This is a genomic window from Collimonas antrihumi (assembly GCF_018304965.1).
Taxonomy (GTDB): Bacteria; Pseudomonadota; Gammaproteobacteria; order Burkholderiales; family Burkholderiaceae_D; genus Collimonas; species Collimonas antrihumi.
In genome coordinates this window covers 1-17021 of the sequence record NZ_JAGQED010000034.1, presented here as the reverse complement: position 1 = coordinate 17021, position 17021 = coordinate 1, and the positions used below count along the sequence as shown (strand labels likewise).

General features: G+C 54.0%; 14 protein-coding genes. 8 read left to right on the top strand and 6 right to left on the bottom strand.

Annotation, left to right across the window (positions count from 1 at the left end; genetic code table 11):
- Window positions 1–79: 79 nt before the first annotated feature.
- The 4 genes from gmd to KHU29_RS19855 all read right to left on the bottom strand — a co-directional run bounded on the left by gmd (window position 80) and on the right by KHU29_RS19855 (window position 5139).
- Entirely contained in the window at window positions 80–1246 is a 1167-nt protein-coding gene (gmd, locus tag KHU29_RS19870; protein WP_211455050.1) for a GDP-mannose 4,6-dehydratase, read from the bottom strand.
- Between the two features lie 83 nt (window positions 1247–1329).
- Entirely contained in the window at window positions 1330–2748 is a 1419-nt protein-coding gene (locus tag KHU29_RS19865) for a mannose-1-phosphate guanylyltransferase/mannose-6-phosphate isomerase (RefSeq protein ID WP_211455048.1), read from the bottom strand.
- A 6-nt stretch (window positions 2749–2754) separates the two neighbouring features.
- Entirely contained in the window at window positions 2755–3327 is a 573-nt protein-coding gene (locus KHU29_RS19860; protein ID WP_211455046.1) for a GDP-mannose mannosyl hydrolase, read from the bottom strand.
- Window positions 3328–3798: 471 nt separating this feature from the next.
- Window positions 3799–5139, bottom strand: coding sequence for an undecaprenyl-phosphate glucose phosphotransferase (locus KHU29_RS19855; RefSeq protein WP_343216078.1), 1341 nt, complete (start codon window positions 5137–5139; stop codon window positions 3799–3801).
- Between the two features lie 1036 nt (window positions 5140–6175).
- On the opposite strand from KHU29_RS19855, the gene KHU29_RS19850 reads away from it, so the two are divergent.
- Window positions 6176–7390 (top strand): helix-turn-helix domain-containing protein, encoded by a 1215-nt coding sequence (locus KHU29_RS19850; protein ID WP_246542331.1) that lies wholly within the window; start codon window positions 6176–6178, stop codon window positions 7388–7390.
- 67 nt (window positions 7391–7457) lie between these two features.
- Here KHU29_RS19850 and KHU29_RS19845 read toward each other — a convergent pair whose 3' ends face one another.
- Both KHU29_RS19845 and KHU29_RS19840 read right to left on the bottom strand, forming a co-directional pair.
- Window positions 7458–8693 carry an MFS transporter gene (locus KHU29_RS19845; RefSeq protein WP_343216077.1) on the bottom strand — a complete coding sequence of 412 codons (1236 nt, stop codon included), beginning with the start codon at window positions 8691–8693 and terminating at the stop codon, window positions 7458–7460.
- An 88-nt stretch (window positions 8694–8781) separates the two neighbouring features.
- Window positions 8782–10197 carry an undecaprenyl-phosphate glucose phosphotransferase gene (locus KHU29_RS19840; protein WP_211455040.1) on the bottom strand — a complete coding sequence of 472 codons (1416 nt, stop codon included), beginning with the start codon at window positions 10195–10197 and terminating at the stop codon, window positions 8782–8784.
- A gap of 385 nt (window positions 10198–10582) precedes the next feature.
- Here KHU29_RS19840 and KHU29_RS22400 point away from each other — a divergent pair, with 385 nt between their 5' ends.
- From KHU29_RS22400 to ldcA, 7 genes are all read left to right on the top strand, one after another.
- On the top strand, window positions 10583–10711 hold the full coding sequence (locus tag KHU29_RS22400) for a hypothetical protein (protein WP_281416157.1): 129 nt from the start codon (window positions 10583–10585) through the stop codon (window positions 10709–10711).
- Between the two features lie 193 nt (window positions 10712–10904).
- Complete coding sequence (locus KHU29_RS19835; RefSeq protein WP_211455038.1) at window positions 10905–12692, top strand: hypothetical protein; 1788 nt, start codon at window positions 10905–10907, stop codon at window positions 12690–12692.
- A gap of 167 nt (window positions 12693–12859) precedes the next feature.
- The gene (locus KHU29_RS19830; protein ID WP_211455036.1) at window positions 12860–13954 is read left to right on the top strand and encodes a hypothetical protein; all 1095 of its coding nucleotides are present in this window, start codon (window positions 12860–12862) and stop codon (window positions 13952–13954) included.
- A 361-nt stretch (window positions 13955–14315) separates the two neighbouring features.
- Window positions 14316–14951 (top strand): 7-carboxy-7-deazaguanine synthase, encoded by a 636-nt coding sequence (gene queE / locus KHU29_RS19825; protein WP_211455035.1) that lies wholly within the window; start codon window positions 14316–14318, stop codon window positions 14949–14951.
- A gap of 27 nt (window positions 14952–14978) precedes the next feature.
- Window positions 14979–15428 carry a 6-carboxytetrahydropterin synthase QueD gene (queD, locus tag KHU29_RS19820; protein ID WP_014005360.1) on the top strand — a complete coding sequence of 150 codons (450 nt, stop codon included), beginning with the start codon at window positions 14979–14981 and terminating at the stop codon, window positions 15426–15428.
- Window positions 15429–15452: 24 nt separating this feature from the next.
- Complete coding sequence (gene tadA / locus KHU29_RS19815; protein ID WP_211455034.1) at window positions 15453–15920, top strand: tRNA adenosine(34) deaminase TadA; 468 nt, start codon at window positions 15453–15455, stop codon at window positions 15918–15920.
- The gene (gene ldcA, locus KHU29_RS19810) at window positions 15917–16861 is read left to right on the top strand and encodes a muramoyltetrapeptide carboxypeptidase (RefSeq protein ID WP_343216076.1); all 945 of its coding nucleotides are present in this window, start codon (window positions 15917–15919) and stop codon (window positions 16859–16861) included. Before tadA ends, ldcA begins: the two co-directional genes overlap by 4 nt.
- The last annotated feature ends 160 nt before the right edge of the window (window positions 16862–17021 follow it).

Below are 17021 nucleotides of genomic sequence, written 5' to 3'. Positions count from 1 at the left end.
GCGATTAATCATTCGGCGCAAGACGCCGCGCTATTGTGCTTAACTGGTTGAATCAATCATCCGTTACTCAAGCATCCCGTTACTCCAGTGAAATGGCGACCTTGTAGCCGTGGGATTTGAGTAGCGCATGGCGGCGAGCTTCTTCCAGATCAAAAGAAACCATCTCCTGCACCATTTCTGCAAATGTCGTGGTCGGTACCCAGCCTAGCTTTTCTCGGGCATTGGTCGGGTCGCCCAGCAGGGTTTCCACCTCGGTTGGCCGGAAGTATTTGGGGTCGACCGCGACAATGGTCTGGCCGACAGCCGCACCTGGGGCTTTGTCGCCGCTGATCGAGGCAATCACGCCTTTTTCCTCTACGCCATGGCCTTGCCAGGCGATCTCGATACCCAGTTCACGGGCGGCGACCTCGACAAACTGGCGCACTGAATATTGCACGCCGGTGGCGATTACAAAATCTTCGGCTTTGTCTTGCTGCAGCATCAGCCATTGCATTTCGACGTAATCGCGGGCATGGCCCCAGTCGCGCAGCGCATCCATATTGCCGAGGAACAGGCTTTGCTCCAAGCCCAATGCGATGTTGGCCAGTGCTCGGGTGATTTTGCGGGTGACGAAGGTTTCGCCGCGGCGTGGCGATTCGTGGTTGAACAGGATGCCGTTGCAGGCGTACATGCCGTAGGCTTCGCGGTAGTTGACCGTGATCCAGTAGGCATACAGCTTGGCGACTGCGTACGGGCTGCGCGGATAGAACGGTGTTGTTTCGCGTTGCGGAGTCTGTTGCACCAATCCGTACAGCTCGGAAGTCGATGCTTGATAAAAGCGGGTTTTCTTTTCCAGGCCGAGAAGGCGGATCGCCTCCAGCAGCCGCAGGGTGCCCACACCGTCTACATCGGCGGTATATTCCGGCGCCTCGAAGGAGACCGCCACATGGCTCATTGCACCGAGGTTATAGACTTCATCCGGCTGCACCTGTTGCAGGATGCGGGTCAGGTTGGAGGTGTCGCTGAGATCGCCATAATGCAAGAACAGCTTCGGATTCGGGATGTGCGGATCTTGATAAAGGTGATCGATGCGGTCGGTATTGAACAGCGACGAGCGGCGTTTGATACCGTGGACTTCATAGCCTTTCGCGAGCAGAAATTCGGCGAGATAGGAGCCGTCTTGTCCCGTGATGCCCGTGATGAGTGCGACTTTAGGGCGTGTAGGGAGTACAGCCGAATTTGCTAAAGGGTTGATTTCTTTTGTCATGCTACTGTTTTTTCGTTTTAGGTAATTGGTTTAACTAATTTTTTTGGGGGGCACTAGCCGTTCAGGCTCATGCGTAGCCGGCTTCAGGTCCGGCCATAACGGTCTTGCAGCCGCACTATGTCGTCTTCCCCCAAATACGCACCAGACTGGATTTCGATCAGTTCCAGCGGTATCTTTCCGGGGTTTTCCAGGGAGTGCACGACGCCCACCGGGATAAAGGTGGATTGATTTTCAGTCAGCAGGTAATCCTGATCGCCATTGGTGATTTTGGCCGTGCCCTTGACGACCACCCAATGCTCGGCACGGTGATGGTGCATTTGCAGCGACAGCTTGGCGCCGGGTTTGACCGTAATCCGCTTGACTTGAAAGCGCTTGCCGCTGCCGATCGAATCGTAAGAGCCCCAGGGGCGGGATACCTCGCGGTGCAGGGATGCTTCCGAGCGTTTCGTCTTGATCAGTTGCGCGACCAGCTTTTTGGTGTCTTGCGCGCGCTCGGTGTCCATGATGAGCAGCGCATCGGAGGTTTCTACAATCACCGTATTGCGCAAGCCGACTGCCGTGATCAGGCGGGTGGTGCCGTGCACCAGGCAATCTTCGCAGTCTTGCAGCATGACGTCGCCTTGGGTGGCGTTGTTGTCGGTATCTTTGTCTGCAGCTTCCCATACCGATGCCCAGGTACCGATATCGCTCCAGCCGGCTTCCATTGCGACTACGCAGGCGCTCTCGGTGCGCTCCATCACTGCATAGTCGATCGCGTTGTCCGGGCTGGCGGCATAGGCCGGGCCGTCGATGCGGATGAAGTCGAAGTCTTTTTGCGCCAAAGCTACGGCTTCGCGGCAGGCTGCGACCATATCGGGCTGGTAGCGCGTCAGCTCTTCCAGATAGCGGCTGGCGCGGAATACGAACATGCCGCTATTCCAGTAGTAATTGCCGCTGGCAAGGTATTGTTCGGCGGTGGCGCGATCCGGTTTTTCCACGAACTGCAACACTGGCTGGGCCTGGCCGGGCGCAGCGGCGCCGGCGCGGATATAGCCGTAACCTGTCTCAGGACCTAGCGGAGTAATGCCGAAGGTGACCAGGTTACCTTTAGCGGCCGAGTCCTTGGCTATTTGGATCGCATTGTTAAAGGCGGCGTGATCTTTAATCACATGGTCGGATGGCAGTACCATCAGGATCGGGTCTTCGCCATTGGCGGTCGCATGCACCGCGGCTACGGCAATGGCGGGGGCGGTATTGCGGCGCACCGGCTCCAGCAGAATCTGGGCGTTGTCGATGCCGATCTCGCGCAGCTGTTCTGCCGCCACAAAACGTGAGGATTCGTTGCACACCATCAAGGGCGGCCCCATTCCATCTATCTCCCTGAGGCGCAGCATCGTTTGCTGGAGCAGGGTTTCTTCTCCCAATAAGCGCAAAAACTGCTTGGGATATGTCTCGCGGGAGAGGGGCCACAGCCGGGTGCCGGAGCCGCCGCAGAGAATGACGGGAATAAGTGGAAGCTTCATTGTGGCTCAATTCAAGAAATAGGCTTGGGCGTAGGGATGTACGTCGGCGCGCTGCACTATCTGATCCCGCTGCATCCAGATGTATTGGCTATGCTGTTCGAGCGGTAATTGCAGCGATTCACGTTTTATGCGCAGGCAATAGGCCAGCACGATGTAATGCGTGGTCGCGCCTGGGGTGCCGTTGAAATTGGTGTCATAAAAATGCTCGTAGATGCCGACGCACCGGCTTTGTGTCATGACAGCCTGTAGTCCCAACTCTTCTTGCGCCAGGCGGGCAAAGGCATCGTTGCGCGTTTCGTCTTTGCGGATACGTCCGCCGGGCACGAACCAGTAACCTTGCGCCGGCGGATTGTTGCGCAGGCCAAGCAGTACCGCGCCATGCTCATCTTCCACAATCAGATCAATGGCTATCAGTGGTGTACTGGCTATCACGGCTGCAAACGTGCCGGCATCGAGAAATGCCGTGGTTGCGGAGGCAGGCACGCTATCCTCACGCAGGATGTTCGCGTTCACCTGGTGTGAAAACTCAGCGCTTTGATGTGCGCAGATGTCTAGCGAGGAATGGCTGTTGTTATCCATGAACGATGGCGCCCGGGCATGACAATATTTGCAAGGCACCGCAACATTTCAAATTTGGCAGGGCTGTTGAAGTTGCGTATTTTGTTCTGGACATGAAATTCTGCTTTTTGTTGTTGCGCGCCAATGTTGCCATTCGGAATGATCGATATGGCGCTGTTTTTGCGTTGTTTTAGTGTTGTTCGGGTGTTGTTCGTTTGTTGTTTTTTCGTATGTTTTTCGCGCTGTTTAGGCGTTATTTATGGCGATATTTACGAATTATTCTCAGCAGATTGTTCGCATAGGCAGAGGATTAATTGTTAGTTATTGTTAGTTTCTACATGGAATTATTTTTGGTTCGGAAGAAATATCATTTAAAATCAATGACTTGATTATTTTCCGCAAGATCGTGGCGATCTTTTGAACCGATATTTGTGATTTGTTGCGCAAAACACATATATTTTAACGCTGTTATACATTTGCCCACATAAAATATTAATAGGCATTAGTGCTCGTCCATCCTCTGAATGTGGTCCAGACCAGGATCCGGAAATCCATCAGGAGCGACCAGTGCTGGATGTAATGCAGATCGAACTCGACCCGCTTTTCCATCTTGTCGACAGTGTCCGTTTCTCCGCGCAGGCCATGAATTTGCGCCCAGCCGGTGATGCCCGGTTTGACGCGGTGCCGCGCCATGTACAGCTCCAGCAGTTCTTCATAGATTTCGTTGTGTTTCAGCGCATGCGGCCTTGGCCCGACAACCGACATGTCGCCGAGGAGCACGTTGATGAATTGCGGCAGCTCATCGAAGCTGGTGCTCCGGAGAAATTGCCCGATCCGGGTGACGCGCGGATCGCCCTGTGTGGCTTGTGTCACGGTGTCGTGTTCTTGATGGATCTTCATGGAGCGGAATTTATAGACCATGAATTTCTTGCCATTCAAGCCGAGCCTGGCCTGCCTGAAGAATACCGGGCCGGGAGAGGAGGCTTTAATGCACACTGCAATCACTGCAAACAAGGGAGCCAAGCCGGTCAGTGCGACTATCGCAAACAGTTTGTCGAGCAAGTGCTTGACGCCGCCGCGCATGCCGTGGGAAACCGGGCGATTCAAATCCACCGTAGGCAACCCGAGGAAATCGACCATGCGTTTGCTGAGCATTTGCAGCCCCAACATATCGGGAATCCAGCGAATGTCGACCAGCGTGTTGCGCAACAAATACTGCAGTTCATGCAGCTGCGCTGAAGCACTCATCGGCAGGGTGATCCAGATTTCATTGACATGGTTTGCCACCACATAATCATTGATGCCTTCCAAGGTATCAATGTGGATTACAGCGGAGGTGTTCAAGGCGGCGACATCTTTCTCATCGGCATACACCGCGGCTACCTCGTAGCCATACCAATCTTGCTGCACCGCGCGCTTGTGCATTTCCTGCCCGGTTTTACCGTAACCGACAATCACGACGCGTTTGGTATTGATGCCCTTTTTGCGTAAAAAGCGCAATGCGCCATAGACGACGATGCGATACAGGACCAGCAAAGAGACGCCGGTCAGATACCAATAAAAAAGCCATAGCCGCGATACCTCACCTACGCCGTGAATCAGGAAGCCGAAAATCAGACCGATCGTCAGCACCATTGCGCACGACAGGATAAGACGGCCGAACATGAACGGCATGAACCGCCCGCGCCAGGAGGCATACAGGCCGAAGTGCGGAAATGCAAAAAAAGCGAGTGCGCAGCAAAAATACAGCAGCACTGCGTGAATCGGGAGCGTCAGATCGAGCGGGGCGCCGAAGCGAAAATTGCTGGCAAGATGGCCGGCTATTCCTAGCACGAGGATATCCGTCAGGCGCCCTAACAATTCAAATTCGGCTGGGCCTTTGAAGCTGGGAAGTTTTATTGGAAACATGGGATTTGATTTTTTTTGTTATCGATAGCCGGTCGTGACGAGTACTGCATGAATGCCGCCCCAATCAATTGGCAATACTTCCCATCATTTGAATGCCGCCGGCTGCCCAATTTTTTCCACGCTCTCATGATCTTGTTTTTCCCTTTTTTGATGCTGCAGATAACCGCCCAGTCAACGGTCGTTCCGCAAAGAGCGTGCCAGCCGGAAATTCATTCAGAATAGAAATTTCTGTAGCGCAATACATTTTGTGGAAAATGGAAATTTTTCTTAAAAATCAAGGCTAAAAGCAGTTTCAAATAATCAGCTCACGCATCGGACCTTGATCATCACGTCCGGTTTGATACGTAACATGTAACGTAACAATGACGGAATGAAGTCTTCTCAAAGCATCAAAAAAATCAAAAAAAAATCAAAAAAAATCAAAACACATCTTCACAAATACAATCTGCACCGACAGCATCACCGGTCCTTTTGATCGGATCGCCGGCCAGGCACCCATGATGAGTTTCCTCCGGGCATTTTTATTATTCTGCGGCATTGTTGCCTGTCGGGATTATTGTTTCCGGCCGCAAAATTATCGTAGGATTTTTCCTACAGACTTGACCGTGTGTATCAGTTTTGAGGATATTTTTTTTCAAAGTTTCCATAGGGCATTTTTGTGCCGCGTTTGCGGACCATCTGGCCAAAATCCGAGAAATTGCTTTCATTGTTTTGTTGTTTTTATTGTTGTTTTTGTTGCTTGCGCGGACTGAAAAACAACACCTTGCATATCCGGCTGCCATGGCAGATGGGGCGGGCTAAAGAATTGCGAAATGCACATGGCATTGGTGTGGCATGATACTTGTCAGGAAGCATGAGCAACGAGAGGCGGCAGAACCCGCAATCCCGCTTGTTCATTAATGTGTGCGGGATGTGTGCCGGTTAAATCGCACTGTCCGCACTGTCTCAGTGCGATGCGCCAATGACGATGATGGATAGTGCAAAAAACGACAATGCGCATGGCAATATTTTGCCGGGCGGCAACTTAAAACTGGATCGCTTTGACGTGAAGGGTGAACTGCCGCAACGACGTCTGCTCGCCTGGCGCGACCGGGTCGGCCATGTTATCGATGTGCTGCCGTCATTGGCGCAACTCGAGATGCCATTCAATGCGTCAATTGATCGTTACAGAATTGGCGATCGGGTATTCACCGACTGCGTTTCCGACGCGCTATTGCTGAGGCGTTCAGTGGCGCGCATCTCCACGGATAACATACGCGATTATGCTTTTCATGTATTCACGGATGGGGGGATAGAATCCATAGGGGGAGTCCACGCGCCACGCAGCAGAAATGGCAAGCGCCCCTTGGCCAGCATTGTTGCGCTGGACATGAATCAGCCGGTGCGCATGCATCGCAGTTCCTGCCGGGTGCTGACGTTGTTTGTACCGCGCGCAAATGTAGAAGCCGCCTTGCCTCATGCAGAATCGATTCACGGCCGTGTCTTTGAAAACACCACGCCGCTGACGGGACTGCTCGTCGAGCATGTGGCTGCGCTTGCCAAAAACCTGCCGGGCATAAGTGCAAGCGAAGCAAATAAAGCCCTCGATAGCAGTGTCCAGCTACTGCTCGCCGCATTCGGCAAACAGGCCAGTCTTAGCGGCAATGCGCGCGCTGCGGTTCGCGCGGCCATGTTTGACAAGGCACGGCGCTATGTCCAGGCCAACCTCCATCAAGCCGCGCTCTCTCCCGCGAGTCTGCTGGATGCATTGCAACTGCCGCGCCCGACCATGTACCGTCTGTTTGAACACGAAGGCGGTCTCGGCGCCTATATTCGCAATTGCCGGCTACGCGAGGCAGCCACCGAACTGGTCAGGTTTCCGAACCTGCCTGTATCGAAAATTGCGTATGGACTGGGCTTTAACAGCGCTTCGGATTTTACGCGCGCCTTTAGACGGGCCTATGAAATGTCGCCGCAGGATTTGCGCGCGATGGCGTTGTGGGGTATCTCGAATGACATCGAGAATAATGCTGCAGGTGCTGGTGAAAAAACGCAACGCGGCGGCAATGCCGTTCAGTTAAGTGATATGACGTGGCCAGCCGCCATGGCGGCTCCGTCATCCCCGCGAACGCGGGGATCCAAATTACCGAGTGAAACAATGAAAATGGATTCCCGCGTTCGCGGGAACGACGCATGAGGGAGATATCTCTGGCGTCTCAACTGAACGGCATTACAACGCGGCGTAGTGTTGCAATCCTTGGCGGTCAGTAATCTTCAACCGCATCCGGAAACAAGAGCAGGGCGAACAGGCTGACGCATAAGGCTGCCAGCAGATACCACGCGGGGGCCATGGGGTTACCGGTCACGCCGATCAGCCAGGTCACGATAAAGGGGCAAAAGCTACCGAAAATCACGGTGCCTATGCTGTAGATTGTCGCCATGCCAGTCGCCCGATGATGAAGCGGAAAGGCTTCCATCAGCATCACTCTGGTAGCGGCGTTGTTGCACAACGCCAGCGCCGTATATGCCCCGATGATCAGCAGTGAGAGCATTTCCCCGACCCCATAAGTCAATAGCAGGAAAACCGGATATACCAGCACGATGCTGCTGATCAGCGTCACGTATTGCGTCGGCTTGCGCAGACGTTGCCGGTCGGCGACTTTGGCCAGCAGGGGCGTCCCGGCAAAGAGCAGGGCACTGGAAAGGCAGGCCGAAAGCAGGCTGATGGTGTGCGGCATATGCAATGACCTGACCAGATAGGTCGGCATGTAGTACACCATGAGGTAAATGCAGGCAGTGGGCGCCGACATCGACAGTATGCCGAAGCAAAGCGCAACGCGATGCCGCGCCAACATCGTCTTCAGGGACGACCTGCCTCTGCCCTTCATCGGCGCCTCCGCCATGTGGCGGCGGATATACCATCCCACCGGCCCGATCAGCATGCCGACCATGAATGGGATGCGCCATCCCCATTGGTGTAGAGCTGCGGGCGTCAGCATCGTCGTGCCGGCCCCGATCAGCGCACCGAGCAGCGCAGCGGCAGCCTGGCTGGCCGCGTGCCAGCTGACCAGATAGCAGCGGCGATCTCTGGGGGCCAACTCCATCAGCACAGTAGAGGAGACGCCGATTTCGCCGCCGGCCGCGAAGCCTTGCGTCAGCCTTGCCAATATGATGAGCAGTGTGGATAGCGCACCCATGGAGGAATAGGGCGGTACGAACGCGATGATGCCGGTGCTCAGCGTCATTAAGGCAATGGATACGGTAAGTCCCGCTTTGCGGCCCTTGCTGTCGGCCAGGTTGCCAATGATCAGGGCGCCGACAGGGCGCATGGCGAACCCTGCGCCAAATGTGAGAAGCGACAGCAGCAGCGAGGAAAATGTGCTGTCTGACGGGAAGAAAAGTTTGCCGATGATGACTGCAGAAAAACTGTACACCGTAAAGTCGTAGGTCGTCAGGCCATTGCCAATGACGGCGCCCCAGATGACACGCTTTGATTGCACGCTTGTGTGCTCTGGCTTCGCAGGCTCAACGACTGACATTGGAGTAGATCACAAAACGAGGGCGGCTGCGCCGGAATGGCTTTTGTTATTAGTAAGCATTAGTGCTCGTCCACCCTCTGAATGTGGTCCAGACCAGGATCCGGAAATCCATCAGGAGCGACCAGTGCTGGATGTAATGCAGATCGAACTCGACCCGCTTTTCCATCTTGTCGACAGTGTCCGTTTCTCCGCGCAGGCCATGAATTTGCGCCCAGCCGGTGATGCCCGGTTTGACGCGGTGCCGCGCCATGTACAGCTCCAGCAGTTCTTCATAGATTTCGTTGTGTTTCAGCGCATGCGGCCTTGGACCGACAACCGACATGTCGCCGAGGAGCACGTTGATGAATTGCGGCAGCTCATCGAAGCTGGTGCTCCGGAGAAATTGCCCGATCCGGGTGACGCGTGGATCGCCCTGTGTGGCTTGTGTCACGGTGTCGCGTTCTTGATGGACCTTCATGGAGCGGAATTTATAGACCATGAACTTCTTGCCATTCAAGCCGAGCCTGGCCTGCCTGAAGAATACCGGGCCGGGAGAGGAGGCTTTAATGCACACGGCAATCACCGCAAACAAGGGAGCCAAGCCGGTGAGCGCGACTATCGCAAACAGTTTGTCGAGCAAGTGCTTGACGCCGCCGCGCATGCCGTGGGAAACCGGGCGATTCAAATCCACCGTAGGCAACCCGAGGAAATCGACCATGCGTTTGCTGAGCATTTGCAGCCCCAACATATCGGGAATCCAGCGAATGTCGACCAGCGTGTTACGCAACAAATACTGCAGTTCATGCAGCTGCGCTGAAGCACTCATCGGCAGGGTGATCCAGATTTCATTGACATGGTTTGCCACCACATAATCATGGATGCCTTCCAAGGTATCAATGTGGATTACAGCGGAGGTGTTCAAGGCGGCGGCATCTTTCTCATCGGCATACACCGCGGCTACCTCGTAGCCATACCAATCTTGCTGCACCGCGCGCTTGTGCATTTCCTGTCCGGTTTTACCGTAACCGACAATCACGACGCGTTTGGTATTGATGCCCTTTTTGCGTAAAAAGCGCAGTGCGCCATAGACGACGATGCGATACAGGACCAGCAAAGAGACGCTCGTCAAATACCAATAAAAAAGCCATAGCCGCGATACCTCGCCTACGCCGTGAATCAGGAAGCCGAAAGTCAGGCCGATCGTCAGCACCATTGCGCACGACAGGATAAGACGGCCGAACATGAACGGCATGAACCGCCCGCGCCAGGAGGCATACAGGCCGAAGTGCGGAAATGCAAAAAAAGCGAGTGCGCAGCAAAAATACAGCAGCACTGCGTGAATCGGGAGCGTCAGATCGAGCGGGGCGCCGAAGCGAAAATTGCTGGCAAGATGGCCGGCTATTCCTAACAAGATGATATCTGTCAGGCGCCTCAACAATTCAAATTCGAAAGGATTTTTGAAGTTTGGAGCTTGTACTTGAAACATGGAATTGATTTTTTTGCAATTAACGGCCGTTGTTACTATTCGCAGTAGTTGGTACGGGGCTTTTTATTGACTACTGATGTCGATATGTTGCCTTAAAACCATCTTCATTGCCATAATTCTACTCTTTTTACCATTTTTGCGCTGTTACACGCTGTTACACATACGTTTATGTGTTGATGAGTGGTAATTAAGCAACACCGTCTAATGTCATCGGCTGTCGGACTGGCAAGCGGCATTGCCGGCAGATGACCTGCAAACGTGGCACAAAAATGCCCGCTGGAAACTTTACAAAAAAATATCCTGAAAACTGAAACGCATGGTCAAGTCGGCGCAAAAAGCCCGATGATAATTTCGCGGCTGGAAACAATAATCCCGGCAGGCAACAATGCCACAGAAGAATAAAAAATACCCAGAGGCAAATCATCATGGATACCTGGTCAGCGATCCTGATCCTATCAAAACAAAAGGACCGGTGATGCCGTCGGTGCAGAGCGTATTTGAAGATTTGTTTTGATGCCTTGAGATGGCTTCATTCGATCATTGTTGCAGCAAAAAAATGTTTTCGTCAGATAAACTTATTTCAAAAAATAAATGTTAAATTTAGATAAATAACTATATTTATTACATTTTGTTGCAATTTGTCATATTTCGTTAGTTTTATTATGTTTTCTCCATTGGCACTACGTAAATAAAGGCAGGGATCCACAATGTTCAATAAGAAAAATGCAATACTCTCGGCGGCTGTTACATTGGCGATATCGACGTTAACGGCGTGCGGCGGCGGTGGCGGTGACGGCGCGGCCGTTCCACCTGCGCCAGTCGCGGCAGCTACAGCTTCAGGTAAGGTCGTGGACGGCTATCTGAGCAGCGCGCAAGTGCTGTGCGACACCAATAACAATGGAGTAGCCGATGCGGGAGAGGTGGTAGTCATTACCAATGGACAGGGCGATTTTGCGTTTTCACCGGCATGCTCGAGTCCGGTTGTGGCGAGCGGCGGCACCAATATCGATACCGGGCTGCCGTTTAAGGGCGTGATCAAAGCTTCAGCCGGCAGTACCGTTGTCACGCCGCTGACCACTTTGCTGGTGAACACCGGTTTGACCGCTGCTCAGCTGGCCGCCGCATTAGGCCTGCCGGCCGGCACTGACGTAACCAAGATCGACCCTGCAGCGAAGAATGCTGCCGGTGCGCTGGTGAATGCCGATCTGCAGAAAAAAACCTTGGCGGTGCAACAGGTCATGCAACAGATCGCCAATACTATCGGAACGTTGGCGCAAAATACCAGCACGTCGGCAATCCAGGCAATATATGGCGAAGTGGTCCAGGCGGTAGTGAAGACGCTCTCCGCTAATACGACAGCAACGCTGGTCGACGCCACTGGCAACGTCAATGTTTCCCTTGTGAACGGCATCGTGCAGCAATCGCTGACAAACGTGGCGGCCAGCGCCGCTACGGCGTTGACCGTAACCAAGCAGAACATCGGGACGTACAGCCCGAAGAGCGTAGCTGCGTTGACCGCAGCGGGGATTGCTTCCGGAGCGCAAACCCTGGCGCAATCCACCGACTCCAATGCGTTGACTAAATCATTGCACGCAGATACCACGATTGGGGATGCCGCTAATCAGATCGCGGCGCTGTTGACAACGGCGAATGCCGGCAAAGTTGATTTGACTGCTGCGGGCACAAGTCTGCAGCAATTCATTGCTGCTTCCATCGCAGGCGATGCGGCCGGGAAGTCTGCCGCCGGAACCAAGCTGAAAGCGGACGTTGCCACGCAGTCGACCAATTCCGGCACGCCGGTGACATTGGATACGAGCACCTTAAATACTCCGTCCAATTATCTGTCCATCCAAAACGACCAGATCGCTCTCAACGGAACAACCTACACACTTAGCCAGTTCACCAGCGGTTTGACCGTGACCGGCGCTACACAGGCTTCTCTTGATACGGTCGGATTCACGTTTGTTGTTCATGGCACACCGATCCCGGTTAACGCCAGCGGTGTCAAGGCGACCACGGTGGGTATGGCGCTGGAATTGACGGACACTGGCGCCAGCGGGCGAGTATTGCAGATGTCGATCGATACAGTGAATATCGCAGTCGATGCCAGCAATCAGGTATCCGCGTCCGTACCGGCAGGGGCCAAGGTATACATCTACGGCAAGACCGCTAGCGGCGTGACGGCTAACCTGACGCTGAACAATGTAGCTGCAAATTCGATTTCAGTCGGCCCATCCAATGCTGTCAACTTCAATATGGGCATCTTGTTCAATCGCTTGCTCGCGGGGATTCAGGCGCAGCCAGGCAACCAGAGTACGGTGTTCACCAATTTGCAAAACCTCAAAGGCACTTTCAACGTGAAATTTGTCATGTCCAATCTCGATTTGCGCAAACAGGACACCACCCCTGCGACAGGGTTGTCTGTTCTGGTTACCGCTGCCAATCAGCCACCGGTGAGCGGTTTGGGTGTCCAGGGGATTGTGACTGTTAAGTAGGTAAATAAGTAGGTAAATAAGTAGGTAAATAAGTAAATAAATGAGTAAGCGATACCGTCCGGTTTAGGTATTCTGAAGAACGATGGAGCGGCGAAGTTTGGCCGCTCCATTTTTTCGTGAGTGCAAGTTTCGGGATTTCCCGTCACAGATTTATTTAGGTGTTTTCAATGAAAAAGCTATTTTTCTCACTCAGTCTTTCGGCATGCTGCGCCGCTGCGTCCTCGACGGCGAGCGCGGCGCCGATGGACGCGTTTCTTTCTGCCAACCAAAGCAATACCCCAGGGGAGGGCCAGGTTGAGGCCAGCTATGATCTGCTTAACAGCACGGTTGACGTTTTCAAGGCGCGCGATAAAGACACGAATTTTGCTGGCACTAATGTAGGTGATTATCACGGCGCGCACGTGCGTGCAGGCGTAGCGATTACCCCACGGTTGTGGGTGGACGGGGCGCTGTGGGAAAGGCGCATTTCCTATCGCAACGATGTCGCCAAGATCAACACCTGGCAGGTGGCAGCGCAGTACAAATTGGTCGAGGGCTCGGGATATTTGCCAAGCATGGCGCTGCGCCTGGGTGCGTGGGGAAATTATGCGGATGCATTGACAAAAACGTCTTCTACCTCGGTGGCTGGCGTCACCTTGAATTCGGTAACGGTCGCTGACCCTAAGGATGTTCAATATCAACTTGACCTGATCAATACCTGGCTAATTCTGGCGCATACCGAATTGTCGATGTTTGTCAGCGCCGGCGGCAGCCGGGTCAGTGTAGGGAAGATTAGCGGCACCGCCACCGAAAACGGTTGCCACTACAACGTGGATTTCGGTTCGACTGCAGTGGTCGGAGCCTTGTCGCAGCAGTGCAATGCAAATACCGTGATCGATCGTTTTTCAGCGCCGAATAGCGCCTACGGCATCAACGTTCAAAAGGAAACCCAGTACAACGCAGTTTATTTCCAAGCCGGGCTGACGGGGAAGTGGAGCATGGACGATTGGCAGGTACGCGCCGGATATCAATACCAGGCATTGAATCGCAATCACATCGATGACATCATTCAAAGCCGGGGCGGGATTGCGACTAAAAGCAACCAGATCCTGATGGGGGAAATCATGTACAAAATCGTTAAAAATGCCGCGATTTTTGTTAGAGGTGAGTACATGAGCCATCAATTCACCGGCGAGATTCCTTTCGCCTACAACACACTGACGGCACAGCGGTTTAATCAGCGTTACGGCATATTGAGTACAGGATTGGTCGTCAATTTCTAATCTTGATTTTTTTGCATTCGGCAGGCCGGTTTGTCTCGGTTTGTCCCGATTTGCCTGTGTTGCGCGGGAATGGTCGTTCTACGTTAAAATGACGGGTTAGGTCGCTATTTGCCCGTCATTTCATATCTATGACGCAGAAATGAAGCAAAAACGCGGTTTTCCCGCAAGTCGACCTATCTCCCACACCAGTAACAGCCTTCGTTTTTGATAGAGAAAATGACGGAAAACTGCGAGTATTGACCGTATCAGGCCGGCCATGCGACGGATTGTCGCGATGTAGCTCCGTCGTAGCTCCGTTGTTGCTCCACTGTTGCGCTGTTATTGCTCCATTGCCGGCTGATGAAATTATGCGAGAAGCACCGTGACCTATAGCATCAAAGAAATTTTCTACACACTGCAAGGCGAAGGCACGCATGCCGGCCGCCCTGCGGTGTTTTGCCGCTTCAGCGGCTGCAATTTGTGGACCGGCCGCGAAGAAGACCGCAGCACGGCAGTCTGCCAGTTCTGCGATACCGATTTTGTCGGTACCGACGGCGAGGGTGGCGGCAAGTTCAAGGATAGCGAATCGCTCGCCGGCGCCATCAATGCGCTCTGGCCGGAGACATACACTGCCAGCAAATTCGTGGTGTTCACCGGTGGCGAGCCGCTGCTGCAACTGGATGCCGCGCTGATCGACAGCATGCACGCGGCCGGTTTTGAAATCGCTATCGAAACCAACGGCACGTTGCTGCCGCCGCCGGGCATAGACTGGATTTGCGTCAGTCCGAAGATGGGTTCAGTGTTGAAGCTGCGCAAGGGCAATGAGTTGAAAGTAGTGATTCCGCAAATCGGCCAATCGCTGGCGGCATACGAATCGCTTGATTTCGAACATTTCTATGTACAGGCCATGGATGGCCCGCAACTGGCGCACAATCTGGCGCTGGCAATTGAGACTTGCAAGCGCAATCCGAAATGGAAGCTTAGCTTGCAGACCCACAAGCTGCTGCAGATTCCCTGAACAGATTTTATAAAGAACCGAATACCTATGCTTACCATCACCCGCAAACTCGAATTCGATGCCGGACACCGGATTCCCGATCACAAGAGCCAGTGCCGCAATCTGCACGGCCATCGTTATACGCTGGAAATTACCCTGGTCGGCGCGGTGATTGAAGTCGAAGGCAGTTCCGACAACGGCATGATCATGGATTTCTCCGACATCAAGACGCTGGCGAAACAGCATCTGGTGGATGTATGGGATCACGCTTTCCTGGTCTACGAAAAAGACACGGCAGTGCGCGATTTCCTGGCGACCCTGCCGGATCACAAGACCGTCATCATCGATCGCATCCCGACCGTCGAGAATCTGGCGCGCACCGCCTACGATATCCTCAAGGCGGCTTACAAGGATCACTACGGCACCGGTTTGCATTTGCAAAAACTGGTGCTGCATGAAACGCCCAATTGCTGGGCCGAGATTTCCGAAGACCGTTGATAGCTGCTGCTTTCCTATTTGCCTATGCATGACGCCATTTATATGCAACAAGCCATTTCCCAGGCCCGCAATGCCTGGGCTTTGGGAGAAGTGCCGGTAGGCGCGCTGGTCGTCAAAGACGGACAAATCATCGCCACCGGATTCAATCAGCCGATCGGCAATCACGACCCTACCGCGCATGCGGAAATCATGGCGCTGCGTGCAGCCGCCACCATCCTCGGCAATTATCGTCTACCCGGTTGTGAAATGTACGTCACCCTGGAACCGTGCGCGATGTGCGCCGGCGCCATGATGCACGCCAGACTGGCGCGCGTGGTGTACGGCGCCAGCGATCCCAAGACCGGCGCCTGCGGCTCGGTGCTCAATCTGTTCGAGCAGGAAAAATTGAATCATCACACCGAGTTGACGGCTGGCGTTCTGGCTGAGGAATGTGGCACACTACTCAAAGAATTTTTCGCCGAACGCCGGCAAGCCCAACAAAAACAATCGTGACTGAAACTACCCAAGCTCCCCAGGTTCACCTCAAACAATCCATCGGCGTGGCGCTGATCGCACCCGGTGGTTACGCCCCCGACGAAGCAGCGCTGGCGCGTGGCATCCTGGCGTTGCAGAGCCAGGGTTGCGTGGTCTATGACTATTACGACCCGGCCGCAAAACACCAGCGCTTCGGCGGCACCGATGTTGCGCGGGTAGGGCAGATCTACGAGGCGATCGACAATCCGCAAGTACAGATCGTGCTGGCGATACGCGGCAGCTACGGCATGTCGCGTTTGTTACCGCTGCTGGACATGCGCCGCCTGGCCGCCAGCAAGAAAATATTTGTCGGCCACAGCGATGTCACTGCGCTGCAGCTAGCTTTGCTAGCCCAGACCGGAGCCCCGAGTCTTGCCGGCCCCATGCTGTGCAGCGATTTCGGCAGCCCCGAGTTAAGCGAATTCACGATGTCGCACTTTTGGCAATGCCTGCGGCAGCCCGAGCAGGTGCTGCAAATCAGCGCCGCCAATAATCCCGCCGTCAAAGTCAGCGGCACGCTATGGGGTGGCAACCTGGCGATGCTGAACCATCTGATCGGCACCCCTTACTTACCGCAAATTGAAGACGGCATCCTGTTCCTGGAAGACATCGGCGAGCATCCCTACCGCATCGAACGCATGCTGCTGCAACTGCAATATGCCGGCATCCTGGGCCGGCAGCAAGCGATCGTACTAGGCGATTTCTCCGAATATCGCCTAGGCGAGCACGACAACGGCTACGACTTCAATACCATGCTAGCCTACCTACGCGCCCATATCCCGGTACCGATCCTGACTGGCCTGCCATTCGGCCACATCCGCGATAAAGTAACGTTACAGGTCGGCGCCCAGGCAAAATTGCTATCAGACGCAAACAGCTTCCAGCTAACCATCCAAAACCCGCTCACCCTGTCATCCTGACGACAGATCACCCAATCAATTCGACTCTGACCCGAATGGCACTTACTTAACCTTTTTCGGATGACCGTATTTTTGCACCGTCGCTCTTGCTACAGGCCGAGTTTCGGTCAGTAGAGGGTAAGATTTTGGTCTTCGCTTGATGGCGCGTGGTTCGATTCTC

What these genes read in the sequence shown, in the direction of transcription:
- KHU29_RS19850 (WP_246542331.1), top strand. Translation starts at nt 6,176, where the DNA reads ATGACGATGATGGATAGTGCAAAAAACGACAATGCGCATGGCAATATT.
- KHU29_RS22400 (WP_281416157.1), top strand. Translation starts at nt 10,583, where the DNA reads ATGCCACAGAAGAATAAAAAATACCCAGAGGCAAATCATCATGGATAC.
- KHU29_RS19860 (WP_211455046.1), bottom strand. Translation starts at nt 3,327, where the DNA reads ATGGATAACAACAGCCATTCCTCGCTAGACATCTGCGCACATCAAAGC.
- tadA (WP_211455034.1), top strand. Translation starts at nt 15,453, where the DNA reads ATGCATGACGCCATTTATATGCAACAAGCCATTTCCCAGGCCCGCAAT.
- KHU29_RS19830 (WP_211455036.1), top strand. Translation starts at nt 12,860, where the DNA reads ATGAAAAAGCTATTTTTCTCACTCAGTCTTTCGGCATGCTGCGCCGCT.
- KHU29_RS19840 (WP_211455040.1), bottom strand. Translation starts at nt 10,197, where the DNA reads ATGTTTCAAGTACAAGCTCCAAACTTCAAAAATCCTTTCGAATTTGAA.
- queD (WP_014005360.1), top strand. Translation starts at nt 14,979, where the DNA reads ATGCTTACCATCACCCGCAAACTCGAATTCGATGCCGGACACCGGATT.
- gmd (WP_211455050.1), bottom strand. Translation starts at nt 1,246, where the DNA reads ATGACAAAAGAAATCAACCCTTTAGCAAATTCGGCTGTACTCCCTACA.
- KHU29_RS19865 (WP_211455048.1), bottom strand. Translation starts at nt 2,748, where the DNA reads ATGAAGCTTCCACTTATTCCCGTCATTCTCTGCGGCGGCTCCGGCACC.
- KHU29_RS19835 (WP_211455038.1), top strand. Translation starts at nt 10,905, where the DNA reads ATGTTCAATAAGAAAAATGCAATACTCTCGGCGGCTGTTACATTGGCG.